The sequence below is a fragment of the Streptomyces sp. NPDC056527 genome, assembly GCF_042794475.1.
GTDB lineage: Bacteria > Actinomycetota > Actinomycetes > Streptomycetales > Streptomycetaceae > Streptomyces.
Genome location: NZ_JBHTTQ010000021.1, coordinates 13,989 through 29,690 on the forward strand (window position 1 = coordinate 13,989; position 15,702 = coordinate 29,690).

General features: G+C 71.4%; 14 protein-coding genes. 4 read left to right on the plus strand and 10 right to left on the minus strand.

Annotation, left to right across the window (positions count from 1 at the left end; translation table 11 throughout):
- Positions 1-114 precede the first annotated feature (114 nt).
- The 4 genes from ACFQ7Q_RS13815 to ACFQ7Q_RS13830 all read right to left on the minus strand — a co-directional run bounded on the left by ACFQ7Q_RS13815 (position 115) and on the right by ACFQ7Q_RS13830 (position 3,718).
- Positions 115-978: a BTAD domain-containing putative transcriptional regulator gene (locus ACFQ7Q_RS13815; protein ID WP_383553789.1), complete on the minus strand. Its 864-nt coding sequence runs from the start codon at positions 976-978 to the stop codon at positions 115-117.
- A gap of 329 nt (positions 979-1,307) precedes the next feature.
- Entirely contained in the window at positions 1,308-1,958 is a 651-nt protein-coding gene (locus ACFQ7Q_RS13820; RefSeq protein ID WP_383553793.1) for a ScbR family autoregulator-binding transcription factor, read from the minus strand.
- Between the two features lie 158 nt (positions 1,959-2,116).
- Complete coding sequence (locus ACFQ7Q_RS13825; RefSeq protein ID WP_383553796.1) at positions 2,117-2,887, minus strand: glucose 1-dehydrogenase; 771 nt, start codon at positions 2,885-2,887, stop codon at positions 2,117-2,119.
- A gap of 138 nt (positions 2,888-3,025) precedes the next feature.
- The gene (locus tag ACFQ7Q_RS13830; RefSeq protein WP_383553799.1) at positions 3,026-3,718 is read right to left on the minus strand and encodes an HAD family hydrolase; all 693 of its coding nucleotides are present in this window, start codon (positions 3,716-3,718) and stop codon (positions 3,026-3,028) included.
- Positions 3,719-4,081: 363 nt separating this feature from the next.
- Here ACFQ7Q_RS13830 and ACFQ7Q_RS13835 point away from each other — a divergent pair, with 363 nt between their 5' ends.
- Positions 4,082-5,038, plus strand: coding sequence for a ScbA/BarX family gamma-butyrolactone biosynthesis protein (locus ACFQ7Q_RS13835; protein WP_383553802.1), 957 nt, complete (start codon positions 4,082-4,084; stop codon positions 5,036-5,038).
- Positions 5,039-5,043: 5 nt separating this feature from the next.
- On the opposite strand, the gene ACFQ7Q_RS13840 is transcribed toward ACFQ7Q_RS13835, so the two are convergent.
- Both ACFQ7Q_RS13840 and ACFQ7Q_RS13845 read right to left on the minus strand, forming a co-directional pair.
- On the minus strand, positions 5,044-5,511 hold the full coding sequence (locus ACFQ7Q_RS13840) for a DUF1772 domain-containing protein (RefSeq protein WP_383553806.1): 468 nt from the start codon (positions 5,509-5,511) through the stop codon (positions 5,044-5,046).
- Positions 5,512-5,557: 46 nt separating this feature from the next.
- Positions 5,558-7,108, minus strand: a complete 1,551-nt coding sequence (locus ACFQ7Q_RS13845; protein ID WP_383553809.1) for a von Willebrand factor type A domain-containing protein — start codon at positions 7,106-7,108, stop codon at positions 5,558-5,560.
- A gap of 216 nt (positions 7,109-7,324) precedes the next feature.
- On the opposite strand from ACFQ7Q_RS13845, the gene ACFQ7Q_RS13850 reads away from it, so the two are divergent.
- Positions 7,325-8,035 (plus strand): DNA-binding response regulator, encoded by a 711-nt coding sequence (locus ACFQ7Q_RS13850; RefSeq protein ID WP_383553811.1) that lies wholly within the window; start codon positions 7,325-7,327, stop codon positions 8,033-8,035.
- Positions 8,036-8,071: 36 nt separating this feature from the next.
- Here ACFQ7Q_RS13850 and ACFQ7Q_RS13855 read toward each other — a convergent pair whose 3' ends face one another.
- Together ACFQ7Q_RS13855 and ACFQ7Q_RS13860 are read right to left on the minus strand one after the other, a co-directional pair.
- Positions 8,072-8,938: an ABC transporter permease gene (locus ACFQ7Q_RS13855; RefSeq protein WP_383553813.1), complete on the minus strand. Its 867-nt coding sequence runs from the start codon at positions 8,936-8,938 to the stop codon at positions 8,072-8,074.
- The gene (locus ACFQ7Q_RS13860) at positions 8,935-11,619 is read right to left on the minus strand and encodes an alpha/beta fold hydrolase (RefSeq protein ID WP_383553816.1); all 2,685 of its coding nucleotides are present in this window, start codon (positions 11,617-11,619) and stop codon (positions 8,935-8,937) included. Before ACFQ7Q_RS13860 ends, ACFQ7Q_RS13855 begins: the two co-directional genes overlap by 4 nt.
- Positions 11,620-11,810: 191 nt before the next feature.
- Here ACFQ7Q_RS13860 and ACFQ7Q_RS13865 point away from each other — a divergent pair, with 191 nt between their 5' ends.
- Together ACFQ7Q_RS13865 and ACFQ7Q_RS13870 are read left to right on the plus strand one after the other, a co-directional pair.
- The gene (locus ACFQ7Q_RS13865; protein ID WP_383553819.1) at positions 11,811-12,236 is read left to right on the plus strand and encodes a GNAT family N-acetyltransferase; all 426 of its coding nucleotides are present in this window, start codon (positions 11,811-11,813) and stop codon (positions 12,234-12,236) included.
- Positions 12,237-12,347: 111 nt separating this feature from the next.
- A complete protein-coding gene (locus ACFQ7Q_RS13870; protein ID WP_383553822.1) occupies positions 12,348-13,526 on the plus strand; it encodes a S8 family peptidase in 1,179 nt (392 codons plus the stop codon).
- Between the two features lie 8 nt (positions 13,527-13,534).
- On the opposite strand, the gene ACFQ7Q_RS13875 is transcribed toward ACFQ7Q_RS13870, so the two are convergent.
- Entirely contained in the window at positions 13,535-14,134 is a 600-nt protein-coding gene (locus ACFQ7Q_RS13875; RefSeq protein WP_383553824.1) for a DUF4291 domain-containing protein, read from the minus strand.
- A gap of 54 nt (positions 14,135-14,188) precedes the next feature.
- On the minus strand, positions 14,189-15,691 hold the full coding sequence (mmsA, locus tag ACFQ7Q_RS13880) for a CoA-acylating methylmalonate-semialdehyde dehydrogenase (RefSeq protein WP_383553827.1): 1,503 nt from the start codon (positions 15,689-15,691) through the stop codon (positions 14,189-14,191).
- Positions 15,692-15,702: the final 11 nt, after the last annotated feature.

Consider the following 15,702-nt stretch of genomic DNA (forward strand, 5'->3'; position numbering starts at 1 on the left):
GGGGACCGGGCCGGGTCGGGCTGTCCGGGGGGACACACGAGAGGAGGGGCGGGACGCTTCAGGCGTCCCGCCCCTCCTCTCGTCGTGTTCCGGCACGCACCCCGGTGCGGCCCCTCAACCGAGCGATCCGGCGGGCACGAGGCGGGGCAGCGTGGACGTCTGACGGCCGAACGCCGGCCGGGCCACGTCCCGTACGGTCAGGATCGATCGCTGGAGCCGGCGCAGCCGCGCGGAGGGCTCCATGCCCGTCTCCTTCTTCAGGCCGTTGCGCAGCCGCTGGTAGACCTCCAGGGCCTCGTCCTGCCGTCCGCAGCGCAGCAGGGCGACCATGAACTGGCCGTGCAGCGGCTCGTTGGTGCGGTACCGGGCGACGAGTTCGGAGAGGTCGGAGATCATCTCGAAGTGTCGGCCGAGCCGCAGTTGGGCCTCGACCCACTGGTCGAGGACGCTCAGCCGGGAGGTCTCCAGGCGCTCGATCTCCGTGCGCAGATGGGGACCGGCGGCGACGCCGGCGTACGGTTCACCGCGCCACAGGGCCAGGGCGTCGGAGAGGCGGCGCACCGCGCGCTGGAGGTCGCCCGCCTCCATGGCCCGGTAGCCGGCGCCCGCGGCCCGCTCGAACTGCCAGGCGTCGTTGGAGCCGCCGCCGGTGTCGAGCCGGTAGCCGCCGGGCAGCGAGACGAGCACGGCCTCGGCGGTGTGGCGCTCCAGCCAGTCGGATCCCTCCGCCGGTGCCCCGGCCCCGCGCAGGGCCGTGGTGATCAGCGCCCGCAGATCGACGATGTGGGACTGCAGTTCGACGCGGGCGCCACGCGGCGGCCCGGACGGCCACAGCTCCTCCATGAGTACGGTCACGGGCACGACCTGGTCCGCGTTGGCCGCGAGCAGCGCCAGCAACTGCCGCGGCGCGGCGGCGGTCGGAGTGATCGACACCCCGTTCTCGCGTAGCGACAGTCCCCCCAGGATCCGGACGTCCACTTTGCCCCCTCAGTGTCGGTGAACGGCTTGGCCCTGGACGATTAGAAAAGAGACCCGGAGGCATGTCAATAAGAAACCGCCGGGTATGGAATCTCGGGACCTGAAAACGCGGACGAATGTCCGGGTTCACTCTGGTTTGTCGACATCAGGAATCCGTAAAGGGCGCAACGAAGCGTACCCGCGGGTCCAAGATCTGGACTCACGGGTACGCTTTCCGACGCCTATTTCAGACGACGGGAAGATGTCAGCTTCGTGTCTTCCTCAAAAAACCGGCAGACGGGTATGGTTTTACCCACCACAATGTCCCGCTCGGGCGACGGGCAGCCGGACTAGCCCGCCGCCGCCTCCGCCGCGCTCAGGGCGCGCGCGCCCCGGCCGGGCTCCATGTCGAGCATCGCGAGCACGGCGGGCACGGCGATGCTGGGCAGCACATGGCGGTAGAGCGCCGAGGCCCAGCGGTCCATGTCCGCCCGGTTGCTGCCCAGCGCCTGGGTCATCAGGTTCAGGCCGGCATAGGCGCCCACCACGAGCGGCGCCACCTCCTCCGGGTCGGCGTGCGGCAGCAGTTCACCGCGCGCCTTGGCCTCTTCGAGCACCCGCAGATTGAGGTCCGTCCACTCCCGGTAGGGGCCGCTGCGGTTGAGCTCGTGACCGCCCTGGTCGAGAGTGAGCCGGACACTGCCCCGCAGCAGCCCGTCATGGGTCAGCCGGTGCGCGAACACCATGCCGATGTCGACGAACTCCTGCATCTTGGAGACCTGCGGCATCGGCGTGGGCGCGGTCGAGACCTGGGCGTCGATCACCGCGTGCGCGAGGTCTTCCTTGGAGTCGAAGTGGAAGTAGAGCGCACCCTTGGTGACCTGGGCGAGCTGGAGGATGTCGGTGAGTTTCGCGGCCTCGTAACCACGCTCGTCGAAGACGGTGGCGGCCGCTTCCAAGATCGCCTGGCGCGTCCGAATCGCGCGATCCTGCTTCGCCATTGGGGGTCACGTCCCTCTCATAGCCCGATGCCCCACAGGACACTCGCGCTCGCTCCGTGCCTGCTCGCACTTCACGGTCGAAAACAGCAAGTATGGACGGATACGTGCAGAGGACACAAGGCATCGCACGCAGGCCGTTCGGCCGGGCGGCATCCGGCTCACACCATCGTGAAGCCGCCGTCCACCGGCATGATCGCACCGGTGACGAACGACGATCGGTCGCTGCAGAGCCAGGCCGCCGCCTCGGCGATCTCCGCCGGCTCGGCGGTCCGCGGCTGCGGGGTGGCGGCGTGCAGCGCCTCCTCGATCCCGGGCACCGCGGCGAACCACTCGGTGACCACTTCGGTACGGGTCGTACCGGGCGCCACGGAGTTGATCCGGATCCCCTGGGCCGCGTACTCGGCGGCCGCGGCCTTGGTCAGTCCGACCACGGCATGCTTGGCGGCCACATAGGGCGCGGCGACCGGGGTCGCGAGCAGTCCGCCGACACTGCTGGTGTTCACGATCGCGCCGCCGCCGGTGGTCAGCATGGCCGCGATCTCGTCCCGCAGGCAGTTCCAGACCCCGCGCAGGTTGACGTCCAGGATCCGGTCGTAGAGCTCGTCGTCCATCTCGTGCAGCGGCTCGCGGCCGGCGCCCCACCCGGCGTTGTTGAACGCCACGTCGAGCCTTCCGTACGTGTCCACCGCGCAGGCCACGGCGGCTCGGGTGTCCTCGCGGCGGGTCATGTCCGCCACCACGTACTCGGCCTGCGCACCCTGCTCGCGCAACTCGGTGACCAGAGCCTTGAGTCTGTCCTCGCGGCGGGCGGCGAGGACCACACGGGCGCCCTCACGGGCGAAGACCCGGGCGGCGGCCGCTCCGATTCCGCTGCTCGCTCCGGTGATCAGGGCGACCTTCTCGGGCAGCAGGCGGTGGTCGGCAGTCATGGGACGTTCGTCTCCCTCGGCAGTTGGATGTGTGACACCTGGCTGTGCGGAGCCGGGCGCGTCGTCGTCGACGGGCTCGACGGAATCACAGGTCCGGCCGCGCGGGCGGCGGCTTCGGGTGGATACGCCACGTGGATCTCAGCGGTTCCAGACCGTACCGGCGGCGGCCTCGGCGTCGAGGGTCCGCAGCAGGGACTCGTCGATCTCGTCGAGCGCGCGCACCACGTGCCGGACGCCCGCCCGGCGCATCAGCTCGCCCTGGAACCCGTGCGCGAAGTCGCTCGGGTGGCCGACGAAGGGCACGCCGAGCTCCTTGGCGGCCTCCGCGACGCGGGCGACGTCGTCGATGAAGAGGATCTGGTCGAAGCGGACTCCGACGTCACGCGTCAACTCGCGGACCCCGGGCCGGAAGTCGTTGGTGCACACATAGCCGGGGGCGTCGAAGAGATGCGCCTGCTCCCGCAGGTGCAGGTCGAAGTGGGACGCGTCGAGCCCGCCGTAGCAGACCGTCCGCAGCCCCAGCGCCCGCAGCCGCACCAGCAGCTCGGTGGCGCCGTCGAGCAGGCGCAGCGGATGCTCGGCCAGATAGGAGGCGCGCTCCTCGAAGTAGGCCGCGAGCACGTCCTCGGGGCTCCAGGAGACTCCGGCCGCGGCCCCGAGGGCCTTGGCTGCGGTGAGCTGCGTCTGGGAGAAGATCTCCCGCTCCACCTCGGCGTCGTAGTGGCCGCCGCGACTGGTGACGAACCGGTGGATGACCGGGCTGAAGGTGTCGTTCAGCAGGACACCGTCGATGTTGACGGCGGCGACGGTTATCTGGCGCAGGTGTTCCACGGAGTCTCCAAGGGACAGCCGATCGGCGGGCCGGGCACATCGGAACGAATCGCGCGAATCGTGACGCGATCACCCGAACCGGCGTCTCGGATGTCCGAGAAACAAACCTGGTGGTACAGATTTCCGGCAGCTGGAAGATACCCGAAGCCACCTCACTCGTGAACCCTCGGGTCTCATGAGTCGGACATCTGCCGTTCTGACAGGCGTCGTTGAATGCGAGCAGGCTCGAAGGCCCTTCCCCCTTTCCCCGCATCGACCTGACAGAACCGTACCCTCACCCTTGCGAAACGTACCGGAGAGTTCGTAACTTCCCCGGTGCTGGTTGCCCGAATCTCCTTAGTAGGCCCCTAGTAGAGGGATCTCATGCTGCAGACGCCCGCCCCGACCGACATCGTGGACACGGAAGCCTTCCGGGGGCTCACCACGACGGCTCCCCGTGAGTACGTTCACCGGGCCGCGCTCGCCGAGGTCTTCCTCACCGCCGACTGGTCCCGTACGGACGAGGCGCACTTCGCCCTCGGCGCCCAGTGGCCGCGCGGGCACTCCTTCTTCGGTCCGGTCGGTGGCACGCACTACGACCCGATGTTGGCCGCCGAAACGATCCGTCAGGTGGGTGCGCTGCTCGCCCACGCCGGCTTCGACGTGCCGCTGGGCCACCAGTTCCTGATGTGGGAGCTCAACTACCGCGTGATGCCCGCGCTACTGCCCGTCGGCGGGGCCCCCGCCGATCTGCGCCTCGACGTCACCTGCACCGACATCCGCCGCCGCGCCGGCCGGCTGGCCGGGCTGAGCTACGAGGTCGTGATCGGCGAGCAGGGCCGGACGCTCGCCACCGGCAACGCCCGATACACCTGCACCAGCCCCGAGGTCTACCGCCGGCTGCGCGCCGACCGCCTCACCGAGCCCGCGACCGCCCAGGAGCCGCCCACCGCGCCCGTGGAACCGCGGTCCGTCGGCCGGCTCGACGAGTTCGACGTCGTGCTCACCCCGACCGAACGCCCCGACCGCTGGCAGCTGCGGGTCGACACCCGCCACCCCGTCCTCTTCGACCACCCCGGCGACCACATCCCGGGCATGGTCCTGCTGGAGGCGGCCCGCCAGGCCGTGCAGTCGCTGACGCCCGTCGGCCGACCGGTGCTGCCGGTGGCGATGGACTCCACCTTCCACCGGTACGCCGAGTTCGGCAGCCCCTGCTGGATAGAGACCGAGCCGGCCGTGGACTACCCCGGCAGCCCGGAACGACTAATCCGGGTGACCGGCCGACAGGACGACGAGATCCTCTTCACCGCCATCACCACGGTCGCCGAACTGCCCTCCTGACCGGCTCAGTTGAAGGACGCGGCGATCAGCAGCCCGAACGCGGCGGTGATCAGCACCGTACGGACCGCGTGGAACGCGTTCCAGCGCTTCTCGAAGGCCGCCCGGACCGCGGACGGATCCACCCCCGTCCGCTCCGAGACGGCCAGCGCGTTGTTCAGCGGAACGTTGCCGCCCATCGTGATCAGATGGTTGACCACGGCGCACACGAGACCGGCCAGGACCAGCCACTTCTGGGTGTCGGAGCGCCCGTCGACCGGCACGAAGAACGCGGCGACCGGGAAGGCCACGACTCCCAGGAACACGATCAGGAACACCGGCTTGGGAACGTACTCGTTGATCCGTCGCATCGCGTCGACGAACTCCGCGTCCCCGAGCCGGGCGAGGGCGGGCATGATCCCGGTCATGAAGATCAGCATGAACCCGGCGTAGAGGCCGGTGGAACCGACGGCGAGGGCGAGCAGCAGGGTGGCCATGGCCCCATCATGACGGGATCCACGGGCACCGCGCAGCAGTTGTGGATCAGCCCATGTACGGATCACCCGATTCCGTTTCGCCGCGCCGCGCCAGCAGCCTGTCCGCCTGCCGGATCGCCTCGGTCAGCTCCCGTACCACCTTCGAACCGGACCGGTCCGCGATCGCCCCCGAGCGCTCCGCCAGCTCGGCGAGCCTCGGTGCTCCCGGCAGATCGCCGCCCCGAAGCCGGTCGGCGAAGTAGGCGCTGACGGCGGTCAGCTGGAGGCTGTCGTGACCGGCGGCCCAGAGCGAGGAGGTGAGCGCGCTCGTCCCGACGCTCCCGGTGTTCTCGTGCGCGGCACGGTTCTTCGGGTCGAGCCAGCGGACCGTCGCCGTGGCCAGCGGACCGCTGCGGCCGGGCCGGGTCTTCACCGCGTACAGCGCCGTGACGGTGTGCCCCGCCCCCACCTCGCCGCCGTCGACCTTGTCGTTGCGGAAGTCCTCGTCGGCGACCTCCCGGTTCTCGTAGCCGATCAGCCGGAACCGCTCGACGGTCTTCGGGTCGAAGGCGACCTGCGCCTTGGCGTCGCGGGCGCGCAGTTCGATGTTCGTGGGCAGCTGGTCCACGAAGACCTTGCGTGCCTGCTCGACGGTGGAGACGTACGTGGTGTGCCCGTCGCCCTTGTCGGCCAGCTGCTCCATGAACGCGTCGCCGTAGTCGCTTCCGACGCCGACGCCGAAGAGGGTGATCCCGTACTCCCTGCGCTCCTTGTCGATCCGGTCGAGGATCGACCGCGCGTCGGTGTCGCCGGTGTTGGCGAGCGCGTCGGAGAGCAGCACGACCCGGTTGGTGGCGCCCTCGCGATGCCCCTCGACGGCGACGTCGTAGCCGGTGCGCACCCCCGCCTCCACGTTGGTCGACGAGGTGGTGCGCAACTCGTCGACGATGCCGTGGATCCGCTCCCGCTGCCCCTTGACCTTCGTCATGGGGAGCCGGGTCTCGGCCTCGTCGCTGAAGGTGACGAGCGCGACCGAGTCGTCGTCGCGGAGCTCGTCGGTGAGGATGCCGAGCGACTTCTTGACCAGGTCGAGCCGGCCGGTCTCGGCCATCGAGCCGGAGATGTCGACGACGAAGGTCAGGGCGGCGGGCGGGCGTTCGCCCTTGCGGTCCGCGGCGGCGGTGGCGAGCCCGACCCGGACGAGCGACCAGCCCTCGTCCCCGGTCCTCGCCCCGTCGATCGTCACGCTGAAGCCGTCGCGCTCGGGGCGTGGGTAGTCCGGCCGGAAGCTGTTGACGAACTCCTCGGGCCGTACGGACGTCGGGTCGGGCAGCCGGCCCTCGGAGAGGGTGCGGCGGGCGTAGCCGTACGACGCGGTGTCCACGTCCAGGGCGAAGGTGGAGAGCCAGTCGGCGGGCGGCCGGGTGCGCTGCTCGCCCTCGGGGGCGTCGTCCTTGCGTGCGTCGGGGCCGGCGTCCTGTCGGGCGTCCGGGGCGCGGTAGCCTCCCTCGCTCCGGTCCGAGCTGCGCGTGCCGTTCTCACCGGCCGCGCACCCGGTCAGGATCAGCCCGGCGGCCAGGATTCCGGCGGCCAGCCGCGCCGTGTGGCGTCGCTTCACGTCATCTCCCCCTCAAGTTGGAGCACTTGTGAATGTGACGTCCGAGGAGGCCGAAAGGAGCAGACGAAGGAGTTGCGGATGGATCTCAATGCGGCAACGGCGGCCGGGGCGGCCTCCCGTGGCATGGACTCGCCATCCTTCTCAACAGGGGTTGTCACCGTGTGCAGTCACATGCGTACATGGAGTGGCACACCGATCGGGCGGGGGTGGTCAGCGGTGGCAGAGACTGCGGGCTCCGTGATGCTCGCGCGATCGGCGATGAACAGGGCCGTGCCCGAGGCGCAGCGGCCTCCGGGGCGCCCCGTCCGCGGCATGCGGCGGATCAGCGCCGCGCTGGCCGGGCTCGCCGCCTCGACGCGGCACGAGCTGCTGACCTTCGACGACCCGGCCGCCTCCGCGGGCCGTGCGATCCCCGAGCCGTTCCTGGAGCTGGCAGGAGCGTGCATGCGGGCCGCGGCGGAGCGGGCGCCGGAGGTCAGACGGATCGTGCCGCGGCACGCCCTGCCCCATGTGGCGGGCGCGGTCGGGGGTCCGGGGCGGGCGCGCCTCACGGACTCGATCCCGTTCAAGATGATCGTCGTCGACCGCACGGTGGCGGCGGTCCCGCTCGATCTGGAGCTGCTGTACAACGGGCTGCTGCTGATCCGCGACCCGGTCGTCGTCCAGGCCCTGGTCCGCGCCCATCACCTCAGTTGGGACGCCGGCGAGGACCTGGCCGGCGCCACCGCCCCGCCGCGCGAGCTCCCTCCCCAGCTCCGCCCGGTCCTCGAAGCGCTCCTCGCCGGCCTCACGGACGAGACGGCCGCCGCCCGCCTCGGCATGTCCGGCCGGACCTACAGCCGCCGGGTCGGCGAGCTGCTGCATGCCCTCGGCACGACGAGCCGCTTCCGCGCGGGTGCGGAAGCGGCTCGAAGGGGGTGGTTGTGACGGGAATGGTGGCGCCGGGGGTGGCCCTGCCGGCGGTCAGGACACGATGTCCTTGCGCGCGAAGCCCCGGAAGGCCAGCGCGAAGAGGATCAGCGCGTACGTCACCGAGATCGCCGCGCCCTTGGCCATCCCGCCCCACTCCAACTGCGGTTGGAGCGCGTCCGCCCAGGCGAACTGCCAGTGCGCGGGCAGGAAGTCGCGCCAGGAGCCGAGCGCCGTGACGGCGTCCAGGACGTTGCCGATGATCGTCAGTCCGACCGCTCCACCGACGGCGCCCAGGGGGGCGTCGGTCCGGGTGGAGAGCCAGAACGCGAGCCCGGCCGTGACCAGTTGGGAGACGAAGATGAACGCGACGGCCAGAGCCAGCCGGGGCAGGGTCTCGGCCGCCGGAAGGGCGCCGCCGGTGGGAAGCCGCAGGGGCCCCCAACCGTAGGCGACCGTGCCCGCGGCGAGCGCGACCAGTGGCAGCAGCACCATCGCGGCCGCGCTGAAGCCGAGCGCCACGGCCAGCTTGGACCAGAGCAGCCGGGCCCGGGGGACGGGCGCGGCCAGCAGGTAGCGCAGCGACGACCAGCTCGCCTCCGAGGCCACGGTGTCCCCGCAGAACAGGGCGACCGGGACCACGAGCAGGAAGCCGGCGGAGACGAAGAGACAGGTCGCGGCGAAGTTCGCCGCCGACGCCGTCGCCGTGTCCATCAGCGTGATCCGGCCGTTCCCGTTGCCGTCCGGGCCCCCACCGATCGCGAAGGCGATGATCAGGACGAACGGCAGGGCGGCGAGCACCGCTCCCATGACCAGGGTGCGGCGCCGCTTGAGCTGCCGTACGGCCTCGACGCGCAGTGGCAGGGTGTGCCGCGCCCGGTAGCCGGGTGCGGTCTCCACCAGTTCCGCGGTCGTGCTCATGCGGATCCTCCTCCGATCAGGGTCAGGAACGCGTCCTCGAGGCGCCGGTGCGGACCCACACCGGTCACCGGCACGTCCAGGCGGACGAGTTCGCCGATCAGCGCGGTCGCGTCGGCCCCGTCGAGACGGACGAGCAGCCCGCCTTCTGTCCGTGCGGCCGAGCCGATCCCGGGCAGCGCGTCGATCTTCTCCACGAGCGGGTCCGGGACGGTGTCCCCGAGCGTCACGAGCAGGGTGTCCCCCGCGCCGGTGATCTCGCCGACGGGGCCGGCCTGCACGAGCCGGCCGCGGTCCATCACCACGAGATGGGTGCAGGACTGCTCGACCTCCGAGAGGAGGTGGCTGGAGACGATGACGGTCCGGCCCTCGGCGGCGTACCGGATCATCACGTCCCGCATCTCGCGGATCTGTGGCGGGTCGAGTCCGTTGGTCGGTTCGTCGAGGATCAGCAGATCCGGCAGGCCGAGCATGGCCTGCGCGATGGCGAGCCGCTGCCTCATGCCCTGCGAGTACGTCCGTACGGCGCGGGCGAGCGCGTCGCCGAGGCCGGCGATCTCCAGGGCCTCCTCGATGTGCGCGTCCTCTGCGGGGCGGCCGGTGGCCTTCCAGTACAGCTCCAGGTTGTCCCGCCCGGACAGATGCGGCAGGAAGCCCGCACCCTCGACGAAGGCGCCGACCCGGGAGAGCACCGGGGCGCCGGGACGGATGGCCTGGCCGAAGACCCGGATCTCCCCGTCGTCGGGGCCGATCAGACCCATGAGCATCCGCAGGGTGGTGGTCTTGCCCGCGCCGTTGGGCCCGAGCAGACCGAGGACCTGTCCCTGTTCGACCCGGAAGGACAGATCCCGTACCGCGTACCGGTCGGAGGACTTGGCGTACTTCTTCGTCAGCCCGGTGATCTGCAGCGGTACGGCGGCGAGCGCGGGGTCCGGGACGGGGGCCGCGGTCCGGCGCCGCGCGGTGAGGAGCAGTGCGCCGGCGATCAGCGCCCCGGCGAGCGGCAGGCCCCACACCCACCAGGGCATCGCGGCCGCCTGGGTGTCCACGGCCGGCGCGGTGGGGACCGTCAGCGGGCTCTCCGCGGCGACGGTGTAGCCGGCCGGCGCGGCCGGGGAGGCGTAGCCGAGGTCGGTGGCGGAGAGCACCAGCGCCAGCCGGTGGCCGGCCTCGACCTCGTGGTCGATCGCGGGCAGCGTCAGCTCGACGCTCCGGCCCTTCCCGGCGTCCTCGACGCGGACGGGAGTGACCAGTTGGGCGGGCAGCACCTGCTGTCGTCCGTCCGGGCCGACGTCGTAGACCTTGGCGAACAGTACGGCGGAACCGTCCGCGCTGTCCGAGGTGACCTTGACGCGGACGGTCGGAGAGCCCGTGATCCGTACCGGCTCGGCCAGCGGCTCCGCCTCGAACCGGGCGTGCTGGCCGGGGAAGTCCAGGGAGAGTCCGAGGCCGAGGGAGGAGAGCTGGGAGAGCCCGCCACCGACGCCGGGGACCGCGGAGATGGCGGGCGGGCCCGCGCCGGCCGGGTTGGCGAAGGACTGCGGACGGCCGCCCTCCAGCGGCAGGGACAGCGCGTCGCCCGCGTCACCGGAGAGCCCGGAGTAGCGGTCGGAGCTCGCGCCGCGCAGCTGCGCCTGCCCGTCGGTGGAGTCGACTCCCCCGGCGCGGCTGACGCGGAACGCGGGGCCGGTGTCGGCGCCCTTGTCCTGCTTGAGGTGGCGGTCGAACCAGCCGCTGATCCGGGCCTCGACGCGTTCGGTCTCGCGGTTGCCGCCGTCGTGGCCGCCCGCGATCCAGTCGACGGCCACGGGCGCGCCGTTGGCGCTGATCGCCTTCGCCATGGCGTCGGCGTGGCCGAGTGGGAAGAGGGAGTCGGTCTGGCCCTGGACGATCAGGGCGGGGACCTTGATCCTGCCGCCGACGGCCGAGGGGCTGCGGGCCTCCAGGAGCGTGCGGGCGGCGGCGTCGGGCCGTCCGGAGACGGCGACGCGCTGGTAGAGGGAGCAGAGTTCGGGCGTGAAGCGTCCACAGGGACCGCTCGCGCCGGGCTGGTCGCCTGCGGGCTGTCGGCCTCCGCCGCCCGGCTGGTTGCCGGCGGAGAAGAAGATGCCCGCCCAGAGCTTCTTGAAGACGCCGTTCGGGAAGAGGGCGTCGGCGAGGTTCCAGTACGTGATCTGGGGCGCGATCGCGTCGACGCGGGTGTCGTACCCGGCGGCGAGCAGCGAGGCCGCGCCGCCGTAGGAGGCGCCGGTGACTCCTACGCGCGGGTCGCCGTCCTTGTCGAGCAGGACCTCGGGCCGCCGGGCGAGCCAGTCGACGAGGCGCTGGACGTCCTTGACCTCGTGGTCGGGGTCGTTGAGTCCGATCTGCCCGGTGGAGGCGCCGAATCCGCGCGCCGACCAGGTCAGGACGGCGTATCCGTCGCGGGCGAGCTTCTCGGCCTGCGCGCGGACGTCGTCCTTGGAGCCGCCGAAGCCGTGCCCGAGGAGGACGGCGGGCCGCTTCTCGGCACCGCCGGCGGTGTAGTAGGAGGTGTCGATCCGCGCCCCGGGCATGTCGAGCACCTGGTCCGCGCGGTCCACGGGTGGCGGTTCGTCCGTGGCGACGGCGGTCCAGGTGCCGGCGCCCGTGAGCACGGCGAGGGCGGCGGTGACCGCGGCCCACCGGGGAAGTCGGAGCTGCATGTCCCCGAGCGTAGGCGGACAGCCTGTGGGACACGGCTGCCCCGGGGCGGAAATCGCGGGCCTCCTGGAGTCGTACCGGACTACGGTCGCGTACACCAGGCGCGGTATGCGCGGCGCGACCGAGGCGAGTGGTCCGAGGGGCGCCGACGGCGGCCGGAGGCGAGCCGTGCGGTCGAAGAGAGGGGCTGGGGATGGAGATCCGACGGGCGACGACGGTGGCCGAGCTGATGGCCGCGACGCACCTCTACGACGATCCGCCGCGCGAGGCGTGGGCGGAGCGGTTCCTGGCCGCGCCCGGGCATCTGATGCTGATCGCGTACGCGGAGGACGGGTTCCCGGCCGGTCTGGTCTCCGGGATCGAGATGCTCCACCCGGACAAGGGGGTGGAGATGTGTCTGTACGAGCTGTCGGTGGACGAGACGTACCGGCGCCGGGGCATCGGTCGGGCGCTGACACGGGCGCTGTTGACCGAGGCGCGGGAGCGCGGCTGCTACGACGCGTGGGTCGGCGTGGACACGGACAACGAGCCGGCGCTCGCGACATATCGGTCGACGGGGGCGGGGGACGACGGTGAGTTCACGATGCTGACGTGGGGTTTCGGCGTGAAGGACCGGTGAGGGGACCGGACGACCCCTTGTACGGCACATGCCGACACGAGACTCTGTGGCGCACCAACCGCCCGTACCTGCCGGTAACCCGGCCCACGAAAGGTTCAGGTGCCCCACCACATGACCCGAATACCTCGCCGCGCCATGGCGATCGTCCCCGTCCTCGCGCTCGCCGCCGGCCTGCAGTTGGCCGTCTCCCCCACCGCACAGGGCGCCCCCGTCGGGGACCTCCGCCTCGCCCCGGCCTCCCTCGCGATCGAGAACAGCTGGATCGTCGTCCTCAAGGACGGCTCGACGCGCGCCGCAGATCTGGGCGTGAAGCCGAAGCACGAGTACACCACCGTCCTCAAGGGCTTCTCGACCTCGATGTCCCAGTCCAGGGCCAAGGCCCTGGCCGCCGACCCCCGGGTGGCGTACGTCGAGCAGAACGCGACCGTACGGGTCGCCGAGACACAGACCGGCGCGACCTGGGGTCTGGACCGGATCGACCAGCGGAACCTGCCGCTGTCGTCGACGTACACGTACAACACGACGGCGTCGAACGTCACCGCGTACATCATCGACACCGGAATCCGCACCTCGCACAGCGAGTTCGGCGGCCGGGCGAGGGTGGGCACGGACACCGTCGGCGGCGGTCAGAACGGCCAGGACTGCCAGGGCCACGGCACGCACGTCGCCGGTACGGTCGGCGGCGCGAAGTACGGCGTCGCCAAGGGCGCGAAGCTGGTGGCGGTACGCGTCCTGGACTGCAACGGCTCCGGCTCCACGGCCGGGGTGATCGCCGGCGTCGACTGGGTCACCGCCAACGCGGTCAAGCCGGCCGTCGCCAACATGAGCCTGGGCGGCGGGGTGAACGCCTCGCTGGACGACGCGGTGAAGCGCTCGATCGCCTCGGGCGTCACGTACGCGGTCGCCGCGGGCAACGGCAACATCCTCGGCCTGCCGGCCCGGGCCTGCAACTACTCCCCGGCTCGCGTCCCCGAGGCGATCACGGTCGGCGCGACGGACTCCGCCGACAAGCGGGCGTCCTTCTCCAACTACGGCACGTGCGTGGACCTGTTCGCCCCGGGCGTGTCCATCACGTCGGCGTGGAAGGACAACGACACGGCGACGAACACCATCTCGGGCACGTCGATGGCGACCCCGCACACCGCGGGCGTGGCCGCCCTCTACCTCGCGACCCACCCGACGGCCACCCCGGCCCAGGTGAGCACCGCGCTGGTGAACAACGCGACCGACGGCAAGGTCCAGAACCCCCTGTCGGGCTCCCCGAACAAGCTGCTGCACTCGATCTTCTAGGCGCGGCGCTATCCCACCAGATGCCCGAGGAGCCCGTCACCCACCGGGTACGGCCGCTCCTCGGGCATCCGCGTGCGCGCCTCCTCCAGCCACCCCTCCCGCACCAGCGCGTGGATCTCGTGCGCCAGCGGTGTGACGTCCCGTACGGAGACGGTCCATTCGTCCGCGTAGCGGCGGGACGCCTCGCCCGCCAGCCCGAGCTGAAGGGAGCGGTACGGAAGGGCGGCGAGGTGCGGGTCCCGCTCGGGGTCCCACTGCACGCGGGCCGGGGAACGGCGCAGTTCGCGTTTCCATGCGGCCGGGTCGGGGTGGACGTCGCGGTCGTAGTGCGACAGGCATGCGTTGCGCAGCGCCCACTCGAAGCCCTCGCGGGTGATCTCGACCGCGAGGACCGTCTGCTGGCCCTCCTTCAGGCCCCAGCCGCAGCGGTACATCATCCACAGGAACGAGGGCTTGATCCACGTCATCCGGTCCCGCTTCCAGGCGGGTGGGAACCGGCCCTCGCGGGCCGTCGGGAGGCCGATGGCCGGGTCGTACGCCTGGTAGACCGTCACGGTCGACTCGGTGTGCAGGGCGCGGATCTGGTACTTCGGTGGATCAACGGACATGGCCCCCAGGGTGCGTCGTCGCACGCCCCGGGGGCCAGTCGTTTTACGGGTCGGTCAGTGGTTGCGCGGGAAGCCCAGGTCCACGCCGACGGGGGCCTCGGAGGGGTCCGGCCAGCGGGTGGTGACGACCTTGCCGCGGGTGTAGAAGTGGACGCCGTCGTTGCCGTAGATGTGGTGGTCGCCGAAGAGCGAGTCCTTCCAGCCACCGAAGGAGTGGTAGCCCACCGGCACCGGGATCGGCACGTTCACGCCGACCATGCCCGCCTGGATCTCCAGCTGGAAGCGGCGGGCGGCGCCGCCGTCCCGGGTGAAGATCGCGGTGCCGTTGCCGAACGGCGAGGCGTTGATGAGGGCGACGCCCTCCTCGTACGTCTCGGTGCGCAGCACGCACAGCACCGGGCCGAAGATCTCGTCCTGGTACGCCTTCGCGGTCGTCGGCACGTGGTCCAGGAGCGACAGCCCGATCCAGTGGCCGTCCTCGAACCCGTCCACCGTGTAGCCGGTGCCGTCGAGCACGACCTCGCAGCCCTCGTCGGCGGCGCCCTTCACGTACGAGGCGACCTTGTCGCGGTGGACGGCCGTGATGAGCGGGCCCATCTCGGAGGTCGGGTCGTTGCCGGGGCCGATCTTGATCTTCTCGGCGCGCTCACGGATCTTCTGCACCAGCTCGTCGCCGATGGCGCCGACCGCGACGACCGCCGAGATCGCCATGCAGCGCTCGCCGGCCGAGCCGTACGCCGCCGAGACCGCCGCATCCGCGGCCGCGTCCAGGTCGGCGTCCGGCAGCACCAGCATGTGGTTCTTCGCGCCGCCGAGCGCCTGGACGCGCTTGCCCTTGGCGGAGGCGGTGGTGTGGATGTAGCGGGCGATGGGCGTGGAGCCGACGAAGGAGACCGCCGTGACGTCCGGGTGCTCCAGGAGCCGGTCCACGGCCACCTTGTCACCGTGCACGACGTTGAAGACACCGTCCGGCAGGCCCGCCTCGGCGAGCAGCTCCGCGATCTTCAGCGAGGGCGACGGGTCCTTCTCGCTCGGCTTGAGGATGAAGGTGTTGCCGCACGCGATGGCGATCGGGAACATCCACATCGGCACCATGGCCGGGAAGTTGAACGGCGTGATGCCGGCCACCACTCCGACCGGCTGGCGGATCGAGGCCACGTCCACCCGGTTCGACACCTGGGTGGACAGCTCGCCCTTGAGCTGGGTCGTGATGCCGCAGGCCAGGTCGACGATCTCCAGACCGCGGGCGACCTCGCCCAGCGCGTCCGAGTGGACCTTGCCGTGCTCGGCGGTGATCAGCTCGGCGATCGCGTCCCGGTTGGCGTCGAGCAGCGCGCGGAACTTGAACAGGATCGTGGTGCGCTGCGCCAGCGACGCCGTGCCCCAGGTCTCGAACGCGGCCTTCGCGGCGGCGACGGCCGCGTCGACCTCGTCGACCGAGGCCAGGGCCACCTTCGTGGTCACGGCACCGGTGGCCGGGTCGGTGACCGGGCCCCAGTTGCCCGACGTGCCCTCGACGGTCTTGCCACCGATCCAGTGGTTGACGGTCTTCGTCATGACGAACTACT